A 20,826-nucleotide genomic window follows, 5' to 3' on the forward strand; every position below is an offset into this window, starting at 1 on the left:
ATGACCGAGTCCAGCACCCCTCAGCGGCAGGGCCGCGCCGCCGCCGCGCTCGCCTTCGGCCGCAACACCTGGCGCGGGCTGACCAGCATGCGCACCGCGCTGATCCTGCTGTTCCTGCTCGCGGTGGCCGCGCTGCCCGGCGCGCTGCTGCCGCAGTACTCGCTGAACGCGGTCAAGGTCGCCGAGTACGTCAAGCAGTACCCGACCCTCGGCCCGATCCTGGACGACCTCGGCTTCTTCGCCGTCTACGGCTCGCCCTGGTTCGCCGCGATCTACGTGCTGCTGTTCGTCTCGCTGATCGGCTGCCTGCTGCCGCGCACGGTGGAGTACGCCCGCCAGTTGCGCCAGCAGCCGGTGCTGGTGCCGCGCAACCTCTCCCGGCTGCCGCACCACGCGAGCACCACCGTGGACGGTCCGGTCGAGGAAGTGCTCGCCGCGACCAAGGGCCGCCTGCGCGGCTGGCGCAAGATCGAGCGCACCGAGGACGAGGGCGTGGCCACGGTCAGCGCCGAACGCGGGTTCACCCGCGAGGCCGGCAACCTGGTCTTCCACTTCGCCCTGGTCGCGCTGCTGCTCGGGATGGCGGCAGGCAAGCTGTTCGGCTACGAGGGCCAGGTCATCGTGCTGGCCAACGGCTCCCAGTTCTGCAACTCCGGCATCTACGCCTACGACTCCTTCCGGCCGGGCCTGACCGTGGACGGCACCGAGCTGAACCCGTTCTGCGTGCGGGTGGACAGCATGGAGAGCCGCTATTTCGACGACCTGCAGCCCGATGTGTACCGGGCCAAGGTCGCCTACCAGGACGAGCACGAGCTGTCCGGGACGAACTGGCGCACCGCCGAGCTGGAGGTCAACTCCCCGGTGCGCCTCTCCGGCGACCGGGTCTACCTGCTCGGCACCGGCTACGCGCCCCGCTTCGTGGTGACCTTCCCCGGCGGCGAGCAGCGCGTCGGGGAGGTGCAGTGGAAGCCGATGGACATGGTCACCCTGCTCTCGGAGGGCGCGACCAAGTTCGACCCGCCGGGCGTCACCGACTCCGAGGAACGGCGCAAGAAGCAGCTCGCGATCACCGGGTTGTTCGCGCCCACCGCCGGCTACCACGGCTCGGTGCTCACCTCGATCTTCCCGGCGGCCAGCGATCCGGCGGTGGCGGTGGACATCTACCGCGGCGACCTGGGCAACGAGTCCGGCCGCGGCCAGTCCATCTTCGAGATCGACAAGTCCATGGTCGACTCCGGCAGGCTGACCAAGGTGCTGCGCAAGAACCTCGCCCTTGGCGAGGAGGTCACCCTCGACGACGGCACCAAGGTCCGCTTCGACGGGGTGGTGCCGTGGGTCTCGCTGCAGGTCTCCTCGGACCCGGCCCAGTTCGCGGTGCTGCTGGCCGGGCTGGCGGTGCTGGTCGGGCTTGGGCTGTCGCTGATCATCAAGCGGCGGCGGCTGTGGGTCCGGCTGAGCCCCGCCGGGGATGGTCGTACTTTGATTGAGGTCGGTGGCCTCGCGCGCACCGACCAGGCTGGCTACGGCGAGGAGTTCACCCGAGTGGCCTCCGAGCTGTTCGCGGCACGTGGAAAGGACAAGTGATGGCGGTCAACGAGACCCTGTCCACCTACAGCGACTGGTCCTACGCCAGTGGCCTGGCCGTGTACGTGCTGGCCATGGGCGCCTACGCCGCGGAGTACGCCTTCGGGCGCAAGCCCGAGCGGGCCGAGGCCGGTCAGCTGGTCGGGGCGGGCGCGCCGGTCGTGCCCGAGCCGCCGCGGCCGGGTGTGATCGTGGAGCCGCCGCGGGCCACTGTGCCGGAGCGGGCCGGCCGGATCGGCGTGCTGCTGACCGGGCTGGGCGCGGTGTTCCACTTCGCCTCGCTGCTGCTGCGCGGGTTCGCCACCGGCCGGATGCCGCTGGGCAACATGTACGAGTACGTCTCCGCGGTGGCCCTGGTCGGCGTGGTGGCCTGGCTGGTGTTGCTGCGCAGGCACAACATCCGCAGGCTCGGGCTGTTCGTGTTGCTGCCACTGGTGATCCTGCTGTTCCTGGCCTGGGCGGTGTTGTACGCCAAGGCCGCGCCGCTGGTGCCCGCGCTGCGCTCGTACTGGATCGTCATCCACGTTTCGGTGATCGTCATCGGCAGCGGGCTGCTGATCCTGCCCGGCGTGACCAGCATGCTGTACCTGGTGCGCAAGGCCCACGACGCCAACCCGGCCCGCTTCGCCAGGGTCGCCACCAAGCTGCCCGAGGCCGACACGCTGGACCGGATCTCCTATCGGGTGACCGTGTTCGCCTTCCCGCTGCTCACCTTCGGCATCATCGCCGGGGCGATCTGGGCCGAATCCGCCTGGGGCCGCTACTGGGGCTGGGACCCGAAGGAGACCGTCGCGTTCGTCTCCTGGGTGGTCTACGCCGCCTACCTGCACGCCAGGGCCACCGCGGGCTGGCGCGGCAAGCCCGCCGCCTGGATCAACATCTTCGGCTGGGCCACCGTGGTGTTCAACCTGTTCTTCATCAACATGGTGGTGGCCGGCCTGCACTCCTACGCGGGAGTCTGACCCGACACACCGCCACCCCGGCTCGCACGCTCCCCGCCCTGGCGGCTACCGTCGCAGGAGTTGACAAACGCGACGCCGGCGATGGAGGACTCCAACGGTGACCGGACGGTACGAGGAGCCCGAGACCCAGAACGTCCAGTGGGTGCCGCCGGAAAAACAGCAGCAGGGCCAGCACGGGCAACAGCCGGAACCGCTCTACGTGGACCCGTCCACCTCCGGCGCCTACCAGGTGGGCGGCGGTCAGTCCGGCCCGTACCGGGTGGACCCCTCCACCTCCGGCCCGAACCAGGTCGGCGGCGGCCCGTCTGGCGCGTACCAGGTCGGTGGCGGGCCCTCCGGCCCGTACTCGGTCAGCGGTGGCCCGTCCGGTCCCTACCCGGTCAGCGGTGGCCCCTCCGGCCCGCACCAGGTCGACCCGAACTCCTCGGGCGCCTACTACGTCGAGCAGACCGCCTCCGGCCCGCAGCCGCAGCAGGCATACCAGCCTCAGCAGCAGTACCAGCCGCAGCAGGCCCCGCCGCCTGGCTACCCGCAGCAGGCGCAGGCCCAGCCGCGCCCGCAGCATCCCGGCCAGCAGGACCTGTCCTCCCAGCAGCTGCTCCGGCAGACCAAGCGGCCGCCCTCGGCAGGCTGGCGGCGCGCGGTCTACAAGGCCTCCGGCCACCTGCTCAACCTCGGTGAGAGCCCGGCCGACGTCCAGCGCCGGGACCTGATCACCCGGGTCAACCAGCCGGTGCACGGCTGCTACAAGATCGCCATGCTGAGCCTCAAGGGCGGGGTCGGCAAGACCACCACCACGGCCAGCCTCGGCTCCACCTTCTCCTCGCTGCGCGGGGACCGGGTGGTCGCGGTGGACGCCAACCCCGACCGCGGCACCCTGGCGCAGAAGATCCCCCTGGAGACCACCGCCACCGTGCGGCACCTGCTCAGGGACGCGCAGCGGATCCGCCGCTACAGCGATGTGCGCGCCTACACCTCGCAGGGCCCCAGCCGCCTTGAGGTGCTGGCCAGCGAGCAGGACCCGGCGGTGTCCGAGGCGTTCAGCGAGGACGACTACCGCCGCACGGTCGCGCTGCTGGAGGTCTTCTACAACATCGTGCTCACCGACTGCGGCACCGGCCTGATGCACTCCGCGATGAAGGGCGTGCTGGAACTGGCCGACTCGCTGGTGATCGTCTCCTCCGGTTCGGTGGACGGCGCCCGCAGTGCCTCGGCCACCCTGGACTGGCTGGACGCGCACGGCTACCGCGAACTGGTCTCCCGCTCGGTGGCCGTGATCAACTCGGTCCGGCCCGGCTCCGGCAAGGTCGACCTGGACCGGCTCAGCGAGCACTTCGCGGCCCGCTGCCGCGCGGTCTGCCGGATCCCGTTCGACCCGCACCTGGAGGAGGGCGCGGAGATCGAGCTGGAACGCCTCGCGCCGAACACCCGGATCGCCATGCTGGAACTGGCGGCCACCGTGGCGGATGACTTCCCGCACGCGGTCGCCCGCTCCCGGGCCCGCTGATCTTCAGCACCCGTTGACCTGCGCCGGGGCGGCTGGCAGTCGCCCCGGCTGGTCTCACCTCATTCGTCGGTGTCCTTGCGCTTCTGGTCCCGGCGGTTCTCATCCAGCCTGCGCAGGAAATCCGGGTCGTCATCCGGAGCGAGCGGACCGCCCGCCGCGCGGTAGCTGCGCGGGCGCTTCTCCGGGCCGAACGCCCGCCACATCAGCGCGCCAACGGTGACCGCCCCGATGACCGCGAGCAGGTACAGGTACAGCAACGCTGCCTCCTCTCCCCTCTGGCTCCGATCACATGCCCACACCGAGGTTAACGGAAGCCGACGTAGTGGAGTTGGCGGCGAAAGGGCCCGGTAAGGACACAAAGAAGACCCCGGTGAGGCCGGCGGATCGCCCTTAGTGATCCAACCGGCCCCGCCGGGGTCCTGCGGCAGGGGCGCCGTGGGTTCCAGGCCACCTTGGTTCCCAGGCTGCTCTTGAGGTTCTGCCTGCCGCTGTGACTCAACCTTGGCAGTCCGGAATGACCTTGCACACATCCCGGCTGGCCATAGCATGCGGGTTATGGAACTGGAGGTCCGTCACCTCCGGGTGCTGCTCGCCGTCGCCGATGCCGGCAGTGTCTCGAAGGCCGCCGCCACCCTCGGGCTGTCCCAGCCGAGTCTGTCCGCCCAGCTCAGGCGGATCGAGACCAGCATGGGCGCGCCGCTGTTCGACCGCTCGGCCGAGGGTGTGCAACCCACCGCGGTCGGCCGGTTCGTGCTGGCCAAGGCGCGCACCGTGCTGGCCGAACTGGACGAGCTGCGCTCCTGGGCCGGGAAGGCGGGCACCGCGGCCGGGGTGACCAAGGTCCAGGTGGGCAGTGTGCCCGGACCGATCGCCGCCCGGCTCGCGCTGTCATTGCAACGTCTTTACCCAGGTGAGATCGAGGTGCACAGCCTGGCCGAGCAATCCTCCTTCGCCATGCTGGGCCTGCTCGGCGGGCGGCGGATGGACGTGGCCGTGGTGGAGGAGTTCAGCGGCCACGACCTGCCGGCGGTGGCCGGGGTGCGCCGGGCCCCGCTGGTGCCGGTGGAACCGGTCTTCGTCGCGCTGGCCGAAACCCACTCGCTGGCAGGCGAGGCCGTGATCGACCTGGCCGACCTGGCCAAGGAACCCTGGATCGTGGACCCGCTGATGGACTCCGGCGAGACCGCGCACCTGCGCCGACGCTGCCAGGAGGCCGGGTTCGAGCCGCTGATCAGGCACCACGCCACCGAGACCAGCGCGGCCCGCGGCGCGGTCTCCAGCGGCTTGTGCGTGAGCCTGGCCCAGGCCACCGCGAGGGAAGGGCTCGGCCTGGTGATCCGGCCACTGCGCGGCGACCCGCTGGTGCGGCGGCTGGACGTGGCCTGGAGCGAGACCGGCCCGGTGGACGAGCCGCTGGCGCGGGAGGCCGCGGTGGACGCCTACCTGGGCCTGGTGGGGGCCAACCCGAGCTATGCCGCGTGGTGGGCGGCGCACCCCGAGGTGCACCCGAAAGGTAAAGAGAGCTAAAAGCCGATCGGCGAGAACGGGCCGTTTCCGGCCGTTCTCGCCGAGGTGATCCTGGTCACCGATGGCGGCTCAGCCCAGTGCTGGTCCCGGCGTGGTGAGTTCCGCCAGCAGCGCGTTGACCTCGGACTCCCGGAAACGACGGTGTCCGCCAGGGGTGCGGATCGAGCCGATGCGGCCGGCGGTGGCCCACCGGGTCACGGTCTTGGGGTCTACCCGGAACAGGCCGGCGACCTCACCTGGCGTAAGCAGACGCTCCGCTCCCGCGGGACGGGGCGCCGGACGCATGGTGGTCACTTTTCCCTCCTCACCACGGGCCCGAGATCCTCGGGTCCGTACTCGGAAGAATGGTGGCATTTCACCCGTCAGGTACTCGAACGTTTGTCTGTAGGTAATGGGCAGGTAAGGGACGAATCGGTCACTCGAACGGCCCATCATGGGAGCACATAGGGTTTGCTGATGGATCTCGTGGATCGGCAGATCATCGCGGCGCTTCGGGCCAACGGGCGGGCGACCTACGCCGACCTGGGCCGACAGGTGGGGCTGTCCGCCTCGGCGGTGCACGAGCGGGTGGGCAAGCTGGAGCACGGAGGCGTCATCACCGGCTACCACGCCATGGTGGACCCGATGGCGGTCGGCCTCGGCGTGACCGCGCTGGTCGGCATCCACCCCTCCGACACCGGCGACGAGGACCGGATCGCGGCCAGCCTGGCCGCCCTGCCCGAGGTCGAGTCCTGTTACGCGGTGGCAGGCGATGAGGCGTTCGTGGTCAAGATCCGGGTGTCCACCGTGGACGATCTGGAGCGTTCGCTGGTCCGGCTGCGCCGCATCGACGGGGTGGCCCGCACCCGGACCACGGTGGTGCTCAGCACCCGGTTCGAGGGCAGGCCGAACACCCCCGGCTCCATCGCCGACCCGCCACCCGGCGACAGCCCGAACCGCGGCGCGTAGCCTCAGTCCCGTGGAGGTCACCGACACGCCGGACACCAACGGCACCCTGAACCGAGACCTGGCGCTCTACACCGTCGCCCGGCTCGGCCTGGTCGTCCTGTTCGCCGCGATCCTGGCCGCCGTCGGCGTGCCGCTGTTGGTCGCCATGGCGGTCGCCTTCGTGACCGCGCTGCCGCTGTCCTTCGTGCTCTTCGCCGGCCTGCGCCAGCGGGTGGCCAGGGGCCTGGCCGCCCGCGGTGAACAGCGCAAGGACGAGCGCGCCCGGCTGCGCGCCCAGCTCCGCGGCGAGGGCTGAACCGCCGACCTGGCGGCAATTGCCTAGAGTTCGCGGTATGGCCGTGGTGGATCGTTGTTGTGACAAGACCCGGAGCTGGGTCAACGAGGCAGTCCGGATCATCGAGGCGGACGCCAACCGCAGTGCGGACACCCATCTGCTCGCCTACCCGCTGCCGCCGGAGTGGGGCATCGACCTCTACCTCAAGGACGAGTCCACCCACCCCACCGGCTCGCTCAAGCACCGGCTGGCCCGGTCGCTGTTCCTCTACGCCATCTGCAACGGCTGGGTGGTCGGCGGCACCCCGGTGATCGAGGCATCCTCCGGCTCCACCGCGGTCTCCGAGGCCTACTTCGCCCGGCTGCTCGGCCTGCCCTTCATCGCGGTCATGCCGCGGTCCACCTCGGCGGAGAAGATCGCGCTGATCGAGCGCGAGGGCGGGCGCTGCCACTTCGTCGACTCGCCGGGGGCGATCTACGACGAGTCGCGCAGGCTGGCCGCGGAGCTGGGCGGGCACTTCATGGACCAGTTCACCCACGCCGAGCGGGCCACCGACTGGCGCGGGAACAACAACATCGCCGAGTCGATCTTCGAGCAGATGCGGCTGGAGCGGCACCCGGAGCCGGAGTGGGTGGTGGTCGGCGCGGGCACCGGCGGCACCGGGGCGACCATCGGGCGGTATGTGCGTTACCGGCAGCTGCGCACCAGGCTGGCCGTGGTGGATCCGGAGTTCTCCGTTTTCTACGACGCCTGGCGGGACAGCGATCCGGAGCTGACCGGTCTGCGCGGCTCCCGGATCGAGGGCATCGGCAGGCCCAGGGTGGAGCCCTCCTTCGTCGGGCAGGTCATCGACCGGATGATCAAGGTGCCGGACGCGGCCTCGATCGCGGTGATCCGGCACGCCGAGGAGCTGCTCGGGCGGCGGGTCGGCGGGTCAACCGGCACCAACCTGTGGGGCGCTTTCCAGCTGGTGGCCGAGATGCGCGCGCAGGGCAGGGCGGGCAGTGTGGTCACGCTGCTGTGCGACGGCGGCGAGCGGTACGCGCCGACCTACTACAACGACGAGTGGCTGGCCGCCCAGGACCTCGATCTGACCGAGCCGAGGGCGCGGGTGACCGAGTTCCACCGCACCGGCGAGTGGGCCGTCCGCGACTGATCGGGAACCCTCGGTAGCCTCGCGCCGTCCAAAGGCGGTCAGTGACGGCGCGCATCGGGGGTCCAGCACATGGTCCAGCGGCACAACACCGAGGAGCTGAAGGCCTACGCGGCCTACCTCGGCACCGTGGCCGGTCAGTTCGACCAGGTCAAGAACTACCTGCACCAGCACGGTTGCGACAAGAGCGGCTTCACCGGCCTGCTCACCATCCTGCAGCCGGGCGTGGACCTGGTCCGCGGCGCCTATGACCTGGCGCTGGACTTCGGGCAGGACCGGATGCACGGCTCGGCCGAGCGGATGGCCCAGATCGCGGCGGGCTACGAGCGCACCGACCGGCAGGTCGCGCAGGCATTCGCGCAGATCAACGACCAGCTTGGGCAGGTGAATGCCTGATGGCTACCGGGTACGCGGACAAGACCGACCTGGGCAGCGTGCTCAAGGCTCCTGAGGACACCTCGGGCGCCAAGATCGAGGAGCTGATCAAGGAGCAGGGCTGGCAGGTGCAGGCCGTGGACTGGGCCTTCACCAAGGTCACCGGCGAGAGCATCGTGCAGAAGGTGATCATGCCGATCACCGGGGACTACACCCGCATTCAGATGAACGGCGACGCCTGGCGCACCGGGGCCGAGGCGATGGACGTCATGTCCGCCAACCTCAACGCGGGGGTGGACCAGGTCCGGGAGACCTGGGAGGGCGCGGCCGCGGTCGCGCACGAGGTGTTCGTCAAGGCGGTGTGGAAGGCCGGGCTGCTGGCCGAGGCCCAGGTCGCCAAGCTGATCGCCAAGGGCTTCGACAAGGTCGCCGAGGGCGCCAAGAAGCTCTGCCAGAAGGCCCTGGACCTGATCAAGTTCCTGGTCAACAAGCTGATCGACGCGATCAAGAAGGCGTGGATCCCGGCCTACGGCTGGATCAAGGCGGCCGAGCTGGTCTGGGACGCCTACCAGATCTACCGCAAGATCATGGACATCGTGGAGGCGGTGAAGCGGATCATCGAGACCGCCAAGCAGCTGCACGACACGATCTCCCAGGTGCCCTCGCAACTCGGCAAGATCAAGGACGTGCGCAGCGTCGAGGACGCGATCGAGGTCGGCAAGGATCTCAAGCAGAGCGCCACCGACATCAAGGACGGGGCCACCAGCATCCGCGATGACGCCCGCGGCATCGGCGACTCGGCCAAGGAGGCTCGCGCCGCCGGGCGGGAGACCGGCAAGGACGCCAAGGACCTCAACGACCACCTGCGGAAACCGGCTGGAGCGAACCCGCGATGAGCACTCCCGACCAGGACTGGCGCACCCCGGAGGTCCGGCGGGCCGAGGCCGAGCTGGACGCCTCGATGGAGGCCATGGAGGAGGTGCTGCGCTCGGCCCAGGAACTGCAGGACAGCCTGCGCCCGGCCGAGATCACCGCCACTGAGGAGGACATCCGGGCGATCGAGCGCGAGGCCGCCAAACCGGACGCGCCCGCCGAACTGCGCGCGCTGCGGGCCAAGGTGGAGGCGGGTGACCTCAGCTGGCGGGACGTGCTGGAGGGCCGGGCCTACGACGATCCGGAGGTGCGGGCCGCGCTGGAGCCCAACCTGGGCCGGATGGGCACCACGTACCAGCTCTTCCAGGAGGGCCACACCCTGGACGAGGTGGTGGAGGCGCACCGCCAGTCCCAGCGCCGGAACAACGACGATGACGATGACGGCGGCGAGAACATCGTGCTGCGGCACGACTCCTGGTGACCAGCCTGGTGACTAGCCGAGCGTGAGCCCGATCCCGGTGCCCAGGGACCACACCAGCATGGCCAGTGCGGTGTCCTTGAGCACCGGGATCAGCTGCATCCCGGTGTCGCCGCGCAGCACCCGGCGCAGCGAGAAGAACACCAGCGGTGCGGCCAGGAAGCCGAGCAGCGCCCACGGCTGCCGGAAGCCGACCAGCGTGGTCAGCAGGAACGGCACCACCACCAGCGCGGTGTAGAGCCCTCGGGTGTCCCGGTCGCCGAGCAGCACGGCCAGGGTGCGTTTGCCGGTCTCCCGGTCCGAGGGGATGTCCCGCAGGTTGTTCGAGACCAGCACCGAGGCGGAGAACAGGCCCGCGCCCACCGCACCGCCAATGCCGGCGCCGCTGATCTCGCCTGCCTGGATGTAGAGCGTGCCGAGCACCGCGACCGGCCCGAAGAAGAGGAACACCGCGATCTCGCCCATGGCCGCGTAGCCGTAGGGACGCTTGCCGCCGGTGTAGAACCAGGCCGCCGCGATGCAGATCGCGCCGACCGGGATGAACCACCAGTTGCCCGAGGTCACCGCGATCGCCAGGCCGGTGACCGCGGCCAGGCCGAAACAGGCCAGCGCCGCGCGCAGCACTGTTTTCGGCTGCGCCGCACCGGATCCGACCAGGCGCAACGGGCCGACCCGGTTGTCGTCGGTGCCGCGGATGCCGTCGGAGTAGTCGTTGGCGAAGTTCACCCCGATGACCAGGCTCAGCGCCACCAGCAGGCACAGCCCGGCCTGCAACCCATTGAACCCGTCCACCGCGTACGCGGCCCCGGTGCCGACCACCACCGGCGCGACCGCGTTCGGCAGGGTCCGCAGACGAGCACCTTCAACCCACTGGGCGACTGTCGGCATGCCGCCATCCTGCAACACCGCCGACGGGGAACGCGTGCCCGCCCCCGCGCGGGCGGGCACGCGTCGGCCGGTCAGCAGCGACCGACCGTGCCCACCCCGGCGATATACGCCTTGGCCACGAACTTCCCGGCGCTGATCCGGAACCAGACATTGCTGGTGCCCTGGGTCCCGGTCACGTTCTCCCCGGTCACCTGGCATTCCACCTTGACCCTGGCGAAGTTGGCGGCCAACCCGACCTGCGCGTTGGCCGAACTCGCGCCGGTGCGCACGTTAAGGGTGTCGCCCGCGGTGCGGACAGTGCCGAAGGTCCCGCCGCCGGTCCACAGGTACTCCACGGTCACCCAGGAGTTGTCGGTGAGCTTGAGCCCGTCCCAGAAGGTGCCGTCGGCCAGGTCGATCCCGGCCGGGTTGGCCACGGTCCGGCCGAAGCCGTCCTTGCCGCCGTTGTAGCCGTCCTGGTAGGCGGCCTGGGCCTGTGGCTTGCCCTGCGGCAGGTTCTTCCACATCTCCCTGGTGGCCGAGGGGTTCCAGTAGTCGTCCTTGATGTTCCACGGACCCACGTCCCACACCGGCGCCCATTCGCAGCGCCCGTTGGCCGCGCACACCTTCACGCTGTAGGTGCCGGTGCCCTTGCTGGCCAGGCCGCGCCGGGAAGGCAGCGCGACGAAGTGGTCCCTGGCCACGATCACATGCCCGTTCGCGGTGGTGCCGCCGACCAGGCCCTCCCTGGTGGCGAACACCCGGTAGCTCAGGCCCGCCGCGCCCTGGGCGGACGGGGCGCTGGGCGCGAGGTCGGCGTTGAGGGTGAGCGCGGTGAGTTTTGGTGTCTGGCCCTTGGGCGCGGTCAGCGCCACCCGGATCTGGATCACCTTGGCTGGCGCGGAAATCACCGCTGGCTCACCGGGTTTCGCCTCAGCCCATTCGGTCCACTCGTCCTCGCCGAACTGGCCGCGGACGTCGATGGCCAGTTCGGTGCCGGCCGGGACCTCGCTGCGGACGGCGGCCGCGACGCGGTTGACCGGCTGGTCGAGCTGGTGCGGGGTGAGCTGGAGGAAACCGGTGGCCAGGCCGGTGCGGGCACTGGCGTGTTCGGCCGCGGTGCCGCCCAGGGTGACCGCGCCAGCGGTGCTGCGGACGTTGCTGTCGTCCTCGTCGATGACGGTGAGATCAGGGGTCCAGGTCGGTGGCCCGGTGGGGGCGCCGACGGCGGGGGTGCTGAGCAGGGCGAGCAGGGCAATCGTTGGCATTGCGAGGCCGAGTAATCGGGTGCCGGCCTTGTTCGGGGCGCGCATGATCGCTCCGTTCCCCGGAGCACGCGGAGCGGATCAACCGCAGCAGGGGCCGCATGTCCGGATCGCTCGATCAGGGAAACCGGACCTGTGGTGATCTGTCAACGAATCACATGAACTAGTTGAAAGTTGGTAACCAGTTTGGAGTAGTCAGTCGTCCTGGGCCAGGAGTTCGGCCACCGCGCGCCGGTCCACCTTGCCCGGTCCGCGCAACGGCAGTTCGGGCAGGAACAGCACCCGGCGCGGCGCGCAGGCCCGCCCGGCGACATCCCGGACGGCCTCGCGGAGCTGTTCCGCGGCCGGCGGCGCGGTCCACTCGGCCGGCACCACCACGGCCGCGACCGCCTGTCCCCACTCCGGATCCGGCACCCCGACCACGCAGGCTTCCCGCACGCCGGGGCAGTCCGTGAGCGCGCGCTCGACCAGCGCGGGTGGCACCTTCTCGCCACCGGTGATGATCACGTCGTCGGCCCGGCCGAGGATCTCCAGCCGCCCGTCCGCGGCAAACCGGCCCAGGTCACCGGTGCGGAACCAGCCCTCGGCGAAGACCGCCGCGGTGGCTTCCGGCGCCAGCCGGTAGCCCCTGGCCAGCATCGGCCCGCCCAGTTCCACCGCGTCGCCCTGGCCCAGTCGGACCCGCGCCCCGGTCAGCGGCAGCCCGTCGTAGACGCAGCCGCCCGCGGTCTCGCTCATGCCGTAGGTGGTGCTCACCGCCACCCCGGCGTCCCTGGCCGCCCGCAGCAGGGCCGGGGGAGTGGCCGCGCCGCCGACGATCACCGCGGCGAACTCGCGCAGCGCGGCGAGTCCGGAACCGGCCTCGGCGATCAGCCGGGAGAGCTGGGTCGGCACCAGCGCGGTGTAGGCCCGGCCCTGTGCCAGCAGCGGCCCGGCCGCGGCGGCGAAGGTTTCCGGCCGGAAGCCGGTCGCCGAGTCGAGCACGCAGGGGTCGAAACCGGCCAGTAGCGACCGGGTGAGCACCTGGATCCCGGCGATGTGGTGCACCGGCAGCGCGAGCAGCCAGTGCCCGGGACCGCCCAGCCGCTCGTGCGTGGCCGCGGCCGAAGCACGCAGCGCGGCCTCGGTCAGCAGCACGCCCTTGGGAGTCCCGGTGGAACCGGAGGTGGGCACGATCAGTGCCACATCGAGGTCTTGCTCACCCTGCTCCGGGCGCAGCGCGGCAGCCACCCGTTCCCCGGCCAAGCCCGGGGCCAGCGGCAACAGCGCTGGACCGCCTTCCAGCGCGGCGCGCAGGGCGTGGTGAGCATCACGTGCCGACCCCGCAGTGTTGTCGCAGGTCAGGGTCAGAATCGGACGGGGGCGCATCAGGGTTAGCCTAATCTTGTGACCGCGACCGACCCCGCCCACTCCTCGATCGAGCTTGCCGCCGACTGGAAGTCCGACGGCGACTACCGCGACATCCGGTACGAGACCGCCGAGGGCATCGCCAAGATCACGATCAATCGGCCCGAGGTGCGCAACGCCTTCCGGCCGCAGACCCTCTTCGAACTCTCCGACGCCTTCAACCGGGCGCGCGACGACGACCAGGTCGGCGTCATCATCCTGACCGGGCAGGGCGATCTGGCCTTCTGCTCCGGCGGTGACCAGCGCATCCGCGGCAACGACGGCTACATCGGCGAGGACGAGGTCGCGCAGAAGGGCATCGGCCGCCTCAACGTGCTCGACCTGCAGATCCAGATCCGGCGCACGCCCAAGCCGGTGATCGCGATGGTCGCCGGGTACGCCATCGGCGGCGGCCACGTGCTGCACATCGTGTGCGACCTGACCATCGCCGCGGACAACGCCAAGTTCGGCCAGACCGGACCCAAGGTCGGATCCTTCGACGGTGGCTACGGCTCGGGTCTGCTGGCCAGGATGGTCGGGCAGAAGAAGGCCCGCGAGATCTGGTACCTGTGCCGGCAGTACGACGCGGCGCAGGCCGAGGCGATGGGCCTGGTCAACACCGTCGTGCCGCTGAAGGACCTGGAGAAGGAAACCGTGCAGTGGTGCCGCGAGATGCTCCAGCATTCGCCGCTGGCCCTGCGCATGCTCAAGGCCTCGCACAACGCCGCCGACGACGGCCTGGCCGGCATCCAGCAGCTCGCCGGTGACGCCACCCTGCTCTTCTATATGTCCGAAGAGGCGCAGGAAGGCCGCAACGCCTACACCGAGCGGCGCAAGCCCGACTTCGGGAAGTTCCCGAAGCGACCGTGAACCCTTCCACAGCGCAGGCCAGGGTCGTCGTTGACGAGTTGATCCGCAACGACGTGCGTCATGTCGTGCTCTGCCCTGGCTCGCGCAACGCTCCGCTGTCCTTCGCCCTCTACGAGGCCGCGACGGCAGGCAGGCTCACCCTGCACGTGCGCATCGACGAGCGCAGTGCGGGCTTCCTCGCCCTCGGCCTGGCCAAGGGACTGGCGCACCGGCCACACCGGCGCGGGTTCGCCGCCGTGGTGTGCACCTCCGGCACCGCGGTGGCCAACCTGCACCCGGCGGTGCTGGAGGCGTACCACTCGGGCGCCGCGCTGCTGGTGGTCACCGCGGACCGGCCGCCGGAGGTCTACGGCACCGGCGCGAACCAGACCATCCAGCAGAGCGGGGTCTACGGCGGCGCGGCCGCCACGGTGGACTTCCCGGTGGCCGAGCGCCGCGCCGGGCAGAACGGCGTGTGGCGCGGGCTGGTCTGCCGCGCCGTGGTGCGGGCCGACGCGGGCGCCCCGGTGCACGTCAACATCCCGTTCCGGGAGCCGCTGGTGCCGGACGGGGACGAGACCGACTGGCCGGAATCCCTGGACGGACGACCCGAGCAGGAGCGCTGGACCTCGGTCAGCTCCGGCTTCGTCGGCAGTGATCCGATCGGCGGCGGCCCGATCTTCCACCTGCGGCCGCGCACCCTGGTCGTGGTCGGCGACACCGACGCGGCCTCGGCCGCCTCGGCCTGCGAGGTGGCGGCCAAACTCGGCTGGCCGGTGGTCACCGAACCCACCGCGATGGGCGGCCCGGTCGCCTCCGGCGCGGTGGTGCTGCAACACGGTTCGCTGCTGCTCAACGCCGGTGCGCTGCCCGAGCGGCTGCGGCCGGACTCGGTGGTGGTGATCGGGCGGCCGACGCTGTCCCGCGGGGTGCAGAAGCTGCTCAAGCAGTCGCCGGTGGTGCACGTGGTGCGCAGCGGGCAGGCCTGGGCGGATCCGCAGCACGTGGCCACGCACGTCACCGGCTATCTCGGCCTGGACGACCTGAACTACCTGGCCACCGACGCCGAGCTGGAGAGCCGGAGCTGGGCGGAGACCTTCCCCGGCGATCCGGCCTGGCTCACCGACTGGCAGCGCGCGGACGCGCTCGCCTCGGCCGCGGTGGAACAGCTGCTGGCCACCGAGGCATGGCCGACCGGCCTGCACGTGGCCCGCGCGCTGATGACCGAGCTGCCCGAGGACTCGGTGCTGTTCCTGGGCAGTTCCAACCCGGTGCGCGATATCGACCTGGTCGGCGCCCGCCGGGCCGGGCCGGTGGTGATCTCCAACCGGGGTGTGGCCGGCATCGACGGCAGCGTGTCCAGCGCGATCGGCGCGGTGCTCGGCGCGGTCAGCGCGGACAGCCGGGTCGGCCAGGGCTACGCGCTGCTGGGCGATCTGACCTTCCTGCACGACCTCAACGGCCTGCTGCTGGGCCCGCTGGAGGCCCGGCCGGACCTGACCATCGTGGTGCTCAACGACGACGGCGGCGGCATCTTCTCGTTGCTGGAACAGGGCGCGCCGGACCACTCGGCCTCCTTCGAGCGGGTCTTCGGCACCCCGCACGGCTCCGACCTCGGCGCGCTCTGCGCCGGATACCGGGTGCCGTACCACCTGGCGAGGGACGGGGCGGACTTCCGGGCAGCGCTGCGCCCGGCGCCCGGGATCCGGGTGGTGGAGGTGCGCGCGGACCGGCAGCGGCTGCGCACCGTGCACGAGCAGTTGCGAACCAGGGTGCGCCAGGTGATCACCGCGCCCTGATGCTGTTCAGTTTTTCCATTTCGCCTGATCCCAAGCCGTGGGCAAACGGGTAAACCCTGGTGCTGACCTGCGCACGTGGCTATGTTCCCTGCCAGCGCGACCGCCTGCATGGTCGCTCTCAACAGGAGGGGACAACCGTGCTTCGACGACACAGCTTCCGCGTGGCGGCGGCAGCGGCGGCGGCCGTGGCCCTGCTCGCGTGGCCGGCGTCGGCTGGCACCAATTCGACCGGGGCTCCGGGGATTGGTGATGAGTACTACCCGAACGACGGCAACGGCGGATACGACGTCTCGCACTACGACATCCGCCTGAAGTACCAGCCAGCCAGCGACACGCTGTCCGGCACCACGACCATCGTGGCCGCGCCCACCCAGGAGCTGAGCCGGTTCAACCTGGACTTCGCGCTGCCGGTGAAGTCGGTGCGGGTCAACGGCGCCAAGGCGGGCTTCACCCAGACCGCGGACGCCGAGGTCGTGGTGACCCCGGCGCGCACCGCGGCCAAGGGCTCGCTGCTGACCGTGGTGGTCGAGTACGAGGGCATTCCCTCGCAGACCAAGGTCAACGGCCAGACGCTGTGGAAGAAGACCTCCGACGGCGCGGTCGCGATCAACGAGCCGCACATCGCCCGCTGGTGGTTCCCGAGCAACGACCACCCGACGGACAAGGCGACCTTCGACGTCAGCGTCGCGGTGCCCACCGGCGTCGAGGTGATCTCCAACGGCGCGCTGAAGAGCCGCGCGGTGCAGCCGGGCGGCTGGACCCGCTGGAACTGGCGCTCCACCAAGCCGCAGGCGACCTACCTGGCCTTCCTGACCATCGGCCAGTTCGAGATCCACCAGAGCACCGGGCACAAGGGGCAGCCGTTCATCACGGCCTACTCCGAGGGCCTCGGCGAGATCGAGGGCCCGGCCAAGGCCTCCCTGGAGCGCACCCCCGAGGTGATCGAGTTCCTGGAGACCGTCTTCGGCGAGTGGCCGTTCGAGGCCCAGGGCGGGGTCGTGCCCAAGGAGGGCCTGACCTTCGCGCTGGAGAACCAGACCCGGCCGACCTACGCGCCCGGGTTCTTCCGCAACGGCAACAACATCAACGTCGTGGTGCACGAGCTGGCGCACCAGTGGTTCGGCGACTCGGTGTCGGTGGCCAAGTGGCGCAACATCTGGCTGAACGAGGGCTTCGCGACCTACGCCCCGTGGCTGTGGTCCGAGCACGCCGGTGAGGGCACCGCGCAGGAGTGGTTCGACTTCACCTACGCCCGCTACGCCGAGAACGACCCGTTCTGGCAGGTCGTCATCGGTGCGCCGGGTTCGGGCAACGAGTTCCACGGCGCGGTCTACGACCGGGGTGCGATGGCCCTGCACGCGATCCGCAAGACCGTCGGCGACAAGGTCTTCTTCCAGACGGTGAAGACCTGGACCGAGAACAAGAAGTACGGCAACGCCACCATCGAGGAGTTCAAGGCCCTGGCCGAGGTGCTCTCCGGCAAGAAGCTGGACGAGGTCTTCAACACCTGGCTGTTCACCAAGGGCAAGCCGAAGCTCGCCGCTGAGGTCTCCACCCAGGGCACCGAGCGCTCGGCCAAGGTGAAGGAGCCGAAGAACGCCAAGAAGGCGATCGAGAACCAGCAGATCCTGCACGACCTGTCCGCTCGCGCGGGCAAGTAAGTCCACAAAGGACGGCGGGATTCCCTTCCACGTGAAGGGGATCCCGCCTTTCTTTATGCTCCTTCGAGCGCGTCCCGCACCGGGATCAGCTTGGCCCCCGCCTCGGCCACCTCGGTGTCCGGCTCCGAATCGGCCACGATCCCGCACCCGGCGAACAACCGCGCCGTGTTGCCCGCCAGCTGCGCGCACCGCAATGCCACGCCCAGTTCCCCGTCGCCCGCGCCGTCGATCCAGCCGACCGGTCCGGCGTAGCGCCCACGGTCCATGCCCTCCAGCTCGGCGATCAGCCGCACCGCGTCCGGGGTGGGCGTGCCGCCGACGGCCGCGGTCGGGTGCACCGCCTCGGCCAGCCGCAACAGCGAGCCGTCATCGTGCAACCGCCCGCGCACATCGGTGGACAGGTGCAGCACATTGCGCAGCCGCAACACTTCCGGTGTATCCGGTGCCTCCAACGCGGCGCACAGCGGGCCGAGCCGGTCCACGAAGGAACGCACCGCGTAGGCGTGTTCCTCCCGGTTCTTGGCCGAGGCCAGCAGTTCCGCGGCCAGCTCGTCCTCGGTGATCTCCGGCCGCGGCCACATGGTCCCGGCCAGCACCCGGGAGGAGAAGTCAGACCCGTTGCGCCGCAACAACAACTCCGGCGTCGCCCCGACCAGCCCGGCCACCGCGTAGGCCCAGCAACTCGGGTACCGCCGAGCCAGTCCGGCCAGCAGGAACCGCGGGTCGAACGGTTCGGCCGCACTGGCCAGCAGATCGTGCGCGAGCACCACCTTGGCCAGCTCCCCGCCGCGCATCCGGCGCACCGCGGTCCGCACGGCCTCCCGGTACCGGGTCACCGAATGCTGCCCCTCGGCGTAACGCACCAGCCCCGGCCCGCGCACTGTCTGAACTGGCGTCGCCTCGGGCCCGCCGACCTCGGTCCGCCACACCCGCCCGTCCCGCTGCCCGAGGATCACCCGCGGCACCACCAGCACGGATTCGGCAGGCCCGTCGGCGAAGGTCATGCTCACGAAGGCCACCGCACCGGTGCCCGGCAGCCCTACCTCGTCCTCGACGTCGAGGGTGCCCTGCAACTCCCGCCACCAGGCATCCGCCGCCGCGAACCGATCCGGCCCGGCACAGCGGAACTCGGCCGCCACGCCCCACCCGACCAGCCCGTCCCCATCCCGCACCCAGGCGAGCACATTGTCGGCGGAGGGGAGCTGTGTCAGCAGGGCGGAGACCTGCTGGCCAGGGTCGACAGTTGATTCGGTTCCGGCGGGCAGTTCCCGGGTGCGCACCCGCACGGCGCGCGCACTGCTGCGAGACGGTGCGAAGGTCACCCCAGCAGCGTATGGCCCGCGCCCGCCGGAGTGCGCGCACTACAGTTCGTGCTGTGGCGGAGAACGCAGGACTACTGGACCGGCTGCGCCGGCGCGTGGCGACACTGCCCAAGCCGCGCCGGCTGCGCCGCACGTCCGTGGCGGTGCTGGCGGTGGCGAGCCTGCTCACCCTGATGTGCGTGGTGCTCTTCGGCGCCATGCTGGTCAACGACTACAAGATCGGCAAGCGCACCGGCACCGCGGTGGCCGAGGTCCAGGCCGTCACCTTCGCCCGCACCATCGTCCGCTACAACACCCCCGACGGCGCCATCCACAGCCCCACCCGCGGCATCCTGTACCCGTCCGGCCTGGCCGAGGGCAACCTGGTCAGGGTCGAGTACGATCTGTACTTCCCGGACGAGCTGGTCCGGGTCGAGGGCCGCAACGCCTGGATGAACATCTGGCCGGTGGTCGCGGTCATCGCCGGGGCCTGGGTGATCGCCTACCCGCTGGTCCGCCGGCTGGAGAAACGCCGCACCTGACCGGGCCGCCGCACCTGGGCAACCCGCCGCACCCGAGCAACCCATCGCACCTTCGCGACACGTCCCCGCAGCCAGCCCGGCCTCGCATTCCGCGAGGTATGAGTGATTGACCACTCTCTCTCGCCTTGGGTGGACTCAGGCTCGCGATGTGACACTTTCTCCCAATTTCGGCGATTCGGTGTAACATCGATCCTGTTCCCGAACCGGCCGGAGGTGTCTGCCGTGCTCGAAACCGAATCGCCCGAGCTGGAAGCCGAGTTCACCGCCACCGTCACCGCGGACGGCCGGATCGAGCCGCGGGACTGGATGCCCGATGCCTACCGGGCCACCCTGATCCGGCAGATCGCCCAGCACGCGCACTCGGAGATCATCGGCATGCAGCCGGAGGGCAACTGGATCAGCCGGGCGCCCAGTCTGCGGCGCAAGGCGATCCTGCTGGCCAAGGTGCAGGACGAGGCAGGGCACGGGCTCTACCTCTACGCCGCGGCGGCCACGCTGGGCGCGGACCGCACCGACCTGACCGAGAAGCTGATCAGCGGGCGGCAGAAGTACTCCTCGATCTTCAACTACCCCACGCTGACCTTCGCCGACGTCGGCGTGATCGGCTGGCTGGTGGACGGCGCCGCGATCTGCAACCAGGTTCCGTTGTGCCGCACCAGTTACGGGCCCTACGCCCGCGCGATGATCAGGGTCTGCAAGGAGGAGTCCTTCCATCAGCGGCAGGGCTACGAGCTGCTGATGACCATGATGCGCGGCAGTGCCAACCAGCGGCGGATGGTGCAGGAGTCGGTGGACCGCTGGTGGTGGCCGTCGCTGATGATGTTCGGGCCGCCGGATGACAGCTCGCCCAACACCGAGCGGTCCATGGCCTGGCGGATCAAGCGGCACACCAACGACGAGTTGCGGCAGAAGTTCGTGGACATGTCCGTGCCGCAGGCCGAGGCGCTCGGGGTCACCTTCCCCGACCCGGAACTGCGCTGGAACGAAGAGCGCGGGCAGCACGACTTCGGCACGCCGGACTTCGCCGAGCTGATGCGGGTGGTCAAGGGCAACGGGCCGTGCAACGCCGAGCGGATCGAGCACCGGCGGCGGGCGCATGAGGACGGCGACTGGGTGCGGGAGGCGGCCGCGGCCTACGCGGCCAAGCGGGCGGCGCGAGCGAAGGGTGTTGCGTGATGGCCGAGGTGCGTTCGTCCTGGCCGCTGTGGGAGGTCTTCGTGCGCGGGCGCCGCGGCCTCAACCACGTGCACGTCGGCTCGCTGCACGCCCCGGACGCGGACATGGCCGTGCGCAACGCGCGCGACCTCTACACCCGGCGCAACGAGGGCGTGAGCATCTGGGTGGTCCAGGCCGAGGCGATCACCGCCTCCAGTCCGGACGAGAAGGACCCGTTCTTCGCCCCGGCCGGGGACAAGGTCTACCGGCACCCGACCTTCTACGACATCCCCGACGGCGTTCCGCACCTGTGAGGCTCT

At 70.5% G+C, this 20,826-nt stretch carries 22 protein-coding genes; 16 read left to right on the plus strand and 6 right to left on the minus strand.

The window, feature by feature from the left end; genetic code table 11:
• The 3 genes from MZC64_RS02610 (at position 1) to MZC64_RS02620 (ending at position 4,053) form a co-directional block, all read left to right on the plus strand.
• On the plus strand, positions 1-1,584 hold the full coding sequence (locus MZC64_RS02610; protein WP_247756223.1) for a cytochrome c biogenesis protein ResB: 1,584 nt from the start codon (positions 1-3) through the stop codon (positions 1,582-1,584).
• Positions 1,584-2,546: a c-type cytochrome biogenesis protein CcsB gene (ccsB, locus tag MZC64_RS02615; RefSeq protein WP_247755475.1), complete on the plus strand. Its 963-nt coding sequence runs from the start codon at positions 1,584-1,586 to the stop codon at positions 2,544-2,546. The genes MZC64_RS02610 and ccsB overlap by 1 nt, the downstream gene beginning before the upstream one ends.
• A 97-nt stretch (positions 2,547-2,643) precedes the next feature.
• Positions 2,644-4,053, plus strand: coding sequence for a MinD/ParA family protein (locus MZC64_RS02620; protein WP_247755476.1), 1,410 nt, complete (start codon positions 2,644-2,646; stop codon positions 4,051-4,053).
• A gap of 59 nt (positions 4,054-4,112) precedes the next feature.
• On the opposite strand, the gene MZC64_RS02625 is transcribed toward MZC64_RS02620, so the two are convergent.
• Positions 4,113-4,310 (minus strand): hypothetical protein, encoded by a 198-nt coding sequence (locus MZC64_RS02625; protein ID WP_185011798.1) that lies wholly within the window; start codon positions 4,308-4,310, stop codon positions 4,113-4,115.
• A 298-nt stretch (positions 4,311-4,608) separates the two neighbouring features.
• On the opposite strand from MZC64_RS02625, the gene MZC64_RS02630 reads away from it, so the two are divergent.
• A complete protein-coding gene (locus tag MZC64_RS02630; protein ID WP_247755477.1) occupies positions 4,609-5,580 on the plus strand; it encodes a LysR family transcriptional regulator in 972 nt (323 codons plus the stop codon).
• A gap of 69 nt (positions 5,581-5,649) precedes the next feature.
• Here MZC64_RS02630 and MZC64_RS02635 read toward each other — a convergent pair whose 3' ends face one another.
• Entirely contained in the window at positions 5,650-5,865 is a 216-nt protein-coding gene (locus tag MZC64_RS02635) for a BldC family transcriptional regulator (RefSeq protein WP_185010062.1), read from the minus strand.
• 171 nt (positions 5,866-6,036) lie between these two features.
• Here MZC64_RS02635 and MZC64_RS02640 point away from each other — a divergent pair, with 171 nt between their 5' ends.
• The 6 genes from MZC64_RS02640 (at position 6,037) to MZC64_RS02665 (ending at position 9,684) form a co-directional block, all read left to right on the plus strand.
• Positions 6,037-6,528 carry an Lrp/AsnC family transcriptional regulator gene (locus MZC64_RS02640; RefSeq protein ID WP_247755478.1) on the plus strand — a complete coding sequence of 164 codons (492 nt, stop codon included), beginning with the start codon at positions 6,037-6,039 and terminating at the stop codon, positions 6,526-6,528.
• A 10-nt stretch (positions 6,529-6,538) separates the two neighbouring features.
• Positions 6,539-6,823 carry a DUF4229 domain-containing protein gene (locus tag MZC64_RS02645; protein WP_247755479.1) on the plus strand — a complete coding sequence of 95 codons (285 nt, stop codon included), beginning with the start codon at positions 6,539-6,541 and terminating at the stop codon, positions 6,821-6,823.
• 37 nt (positions 6,824-6,860) lie between these two features.
• Positions 6,861-7,958 (plus strand): PLP-dependent cysteine synthase family protein, encoded by a 1,098-nt coding sequence (locus MZC64_RS02650; protein ID WP_247755480.1) that lies wholly within the window; start codon positions 6,861-6,863, stop codon positions 7,956-7,958.
• 69 nt (positions 7,959-8,027) lie between these two features.
• Positions 8,028-8,351, plus strand: coding sequence for a hypothetical protein (locus MZC64_RS02655; RefSeq protein ID WP_247755481.1), 324 nt, complete (start codon positions 8,028-8,030; stop codon positions 8,349-8,351).
• Positions 8,351-9,226 carry a hypothetical protein gene (locus tag MZC64_RS02660; protein ID WP_247755482.1) on the plus strand — a complete coding sequence of 292 codons (876 nt, stop codon included), beginning with the start codon at positions 8,351-8,353 and terminating at the stop codon, positions 9,224-9,226. The genes MZC64_RS02655 and MZC64_RS02660 overlap by 1 nt, the downstream gene beginning before the upstream one ends.
• Positions 9,223-9,684, plus strand: coding sequence for a hypothetical protein (locus MZC64_RS02665; protein WP_247755483.1), 462 nt, complete (start codon positions 9,223-9,225; stop codon positions 9,682-9,684). Before MZC64_RS02660 ends, MZC64_RS02665 begins: the two co-directional genes overlap by 4 nt.
• Positions 9,685-9,696: 12 nt before the next feature.
• On the opposite strand, the gene MZC64_RS02670 is transcribed toward MZC64_RS02665, so the two are convergent.
• From MZC64_RS02670 to menE, 3 genes are all read right to left on the minus strand, one after another.
• On the minus strand, positions 9,697-10,569 hold the full coding sequence (locus MZC64_RS02670; protein WP_247755484.1) for a 1,4-dihydroxy-2-naphthoate polyprenyltransferase: 873 nt from the start codon (positions 10,567-10,569) through the stop codon (positions 9,697-9,699).
• A 71-nt stretch (positions 10,570-10,640) separates the two neighbouring features.
• Positions 10,641-11,861, minus strand: a complete 1,221-nt coding sequence (locus MZC64_RS02675) for a hypothetical protein (RefSeq protein ID WP_247755485.1) — start codon at positions 11,859-11,861, stop codon at positions 10,641-10,643.
• Between the two features lie 147 nt (positions 11,862-12,008).
• Positions 12,009-13,181 carry an o-succinylbenzoate--CoA ligase gene (gene menE / locus MZC64_RS02680; protein ID WP_247755486.1) on the minus strand — a complete coding sequence of 391 codons (1,173 nt, stop codon included), beginning with the start codon at positions 13,179-13,181 and terminating at the stop codon, positions 12,009-12,011.
• 18 nt (positions 13,182-13,199) lie between these two features.
• On the opposite strand from menE, the gene menB reads away from it, so the two are divergent.
• The 3 genes from menB to MZC64_RS02695 all read left to right on the plus strand — a co-directional run bounded on the left by menB (position 13,200) and on the right by MZC64_RS02695 (position 17,508).
• Positions 13,200-14,069 (plus strand): 1,4-dihydroxy-2-naphthoyl-CoA synthase, encoded by an 870-nt coding sequence (gene menB, locus MZC64_RS02685; RefSeq protein ID WP_374205603.1) that lies wholly within the window; start codon positions 13,200-13,202, stop codon positions 14,067-14,069.
• On the plus strand, positions 14,066-15,847 hold the full coding sequence (menD, locus tag MZC64_RS02690; protein WP_247755487.1) for a 2-succinyl-5-enolpyruvyl-6-hydroxy-3-cyclohexene-1-carboxylic-acid synthase: 1,782 nt from the start codon (positions 14,066-14,068) through the stop codon (positions 15,845-15,847). Before menB ends, menD begins: the two co-directional genes overlap by 4 nt.
• A gap of 137 nt (positions 15,848-15,984) precedes the next feature.
• Entirely contained in the window at positions 15,985-17,508 is a 1,524-nt protein-coding gene (locus MZC64_RS02695; RefSeq protein WP_247755488.1) for a M1 family metallopeptidase, read from the plus strand.
• A 53-nt stretch (positions 17,509-17,561) separates the two neighbouring features.
• Here the strand turns inward: MZC64_RS02695 and MZC64_RS02700 are convergent, their stop codons facing one another.
• Complete coding sequence (locus MZC64_RS02700; RefSeq protein ID WP_247755489.1) at positions 17,562-18,830, minus strand: isochorismate synthase; 1,269 nt, start codon at positions 18,828-18,830, stop codon at positions 17,562-17,564.
• A 53-nt stretch (positions 18,831-18,883) separates the two neighbouring features.
• Between MZC64_RS02700 and MZC64_RS02705 the strand changes: the two genes are divergently transcribed.
• The 3 genes from MZC64_RS02705 to paaB all read left to right on the plus strand — a co-directional run bounded on the left by MZC64_RS02705 (position 18,884) and on the right by paaB (position 20,820).
• Complete coding sequence (locus MZC64_RS02705; protein ID WP_247755490.1) at positions 18,884-19,351, plus strand: DUF3592 domain-containing protein; 468 nt, start codon at positions 18,884-18,886, stop codon at positions 19,349-19,351.
• A gap of 222 nt (positions 19,352-19,573) precedes the next feature.
• Complete coding sequence (gene paaA / locus MZC64_RS02710) at positions 19,574-20,527, plus strand: 1,2-phenylacetyl-CoA epoxidase subunit PaaA (protein ID WP_374205604.1); 954 nt, start codon at positions 19,574-19,576, stop codon at positions 20,525-20,527.
• The gene (gene paaB / locus MZC64_RS02715) at positions 20,527-20,820 is read left to right on the plus strand and encodes a 1,2-phenylacetyl-CoA epoxidase subunit PaaB (protein WP_185000572.1); all 294 of its coding nucleotides are present in this window, start codon (positions 20,527-20,529) and stop codon (positions 20,818-20,820) included. Before paaA ends, paaB begins: the two co-directional genes overlap by 1 nt.
• The last annotated feature ends 6 nt before the right edge of the window (positions 20,821-20,826 follow it).

Source organism: Crossiella sp. S99.2 (assembly GCF_023094165.1).
In the GTDB taxonomy this organism is placed as follows: domain Bacteria; phylum Actinomycetota; class Actinomycetes; order Mycobacteriales; family Pseudonocardiaceae; genus Crossiella.

Bases quoted from the DNA above. Each gene is read 5' to 3' on its own strand.
- MZC64_RS02635 (WP_185010062.1), bottom strand. From the start codon at position 5,865: ATGCGTCCGGCGCCCCGTCCCGCGGGAGCGGAGCGTCTGCTTACGCCA.
- menE (WP_247755486.1), bottom strand. From the start codon at position 13,181: ATGCGCCCCCGTCCGATTCTGACCCTGACCTGCGACAACACTGCGGGG.
- MZC64_RS02655 (WP_247755481.1), top strand. From the start codon at position 8,028: ATGGTCCAGCGGCACAACACCGAGGAGCTGAAGGCCTACGCGGCCTAC.
- MZC64_RS02650 (WP_247755480.1), top strand. From the start codon at position 6,861: ATGGCCGTGGTGGATCGTTGTTGTGACAAGACCCGGAGCTGGGTCAAC.
- ccsB (WP_247755475.1), top strand. From the start codon at position 1,584: ATGGCGGTCAACGAGACCCTGTCCACCTACAGCGACTGGTCCTACGCC.
- paaB (WP_185000572.1), top strand. From the start codon at position 20,527: ATGGCCGAGGTGCGTTCGTCCTGGCCGCTGTGGGAGGTCTTCGTGCGC.
- MZC64_RS02665 (WP_247755483.1), top strand. From the start codon at position 9,223: ATGAGCACTCCCGACCAGGACTGGCGCACCCCGGAGGTCCGGCGGGCC.
- MZC64_RS02660 (WP_247755482.1), top strand. From the start codon at position 8,351: ATGGCTACCGGGTACGCGGACAAGACCGACCTGGGCAGCGTGCTCAAG.
- MZC64_RS02640 (WP_247755478.1), top strand. From the start codon at position 6,037: ATGGATCTCGTGGATCGGCAGATCATCGCGGCGCTTCGGGCCAACGGG.
- MZC64_RS02610 (WP_247756223.1), top strand. From the start codon at position 1: ATGACCGAGTCCAGCACCCCTCAGCGGCAGGGCCGCGCCGCCGCCGCG.
- MZC64_RS02630 (WP_247755477.1), top strand. From the start codon at position 4,609: ATGGAACTGGAGGTCCGTCACCTCCGGGTGCTGCTCGCCGTCGCCGAT.
- MZC64_RS02675 (WP_247755485.1), bottom strand. From the start codon at position 11,861: ATGCGCGCCCCGAACAAGGCCGGCACCCGATTACTCGGCCTCGCAATG.
- MZC64_RS02670 (WP_247755484.1), bottom strand. From the start codon at position 10,569: ATGCCGACAGTCGCCCAGTGGGTTGAAGGTGCTCGTCTGCGGACCCTG.